Genomic DNA, 246 nt, shown 5'->3' on the forward strand with positions numbered 1-246 from the left:
CATTTTTTTGATAATGGCAAGCTGCTGAAAGTCCTTTTCGCCAAAGTAGGCTGCATCAGGCTGTATTTGTCTGAAAAGCTCCTCTACAACAGTTCCTACACCGTCAAAGTGCCCAGGTCTGGATTTTCCTTCCATTTCATTTTCCAATCCGTCAAAGTCATAATGCTGGCTTTCTGCTTTTTCAGGGTAAATATCTGTTATTTCCGGGATATAGACAGCATCTACAAGTCCGGAGTTTTCCAGGAT

Annotated in this window: 1 protein-coding gene; it reads right to left on the minus strand. The window is 42.3% G+C overall.

Annotated features, from left to right (window positions below):
• On the minus strand, positions 1-246 hold a 246-nt coding region (locus tag SB679_RS25760; RefSeq protein WP_410705210.1), incomplete at both ends, for a pantoate--beta-alanine ligase.

It is taken from the genome of Chryseobacterium sp. SIMBA_029, from assembly GCF_046535275.1.
Lineage (GTDB): Bacteria > Bacteroidota > Bacteroidia > Flavobacteriales > Weeksellaceae > Chryseobacterium.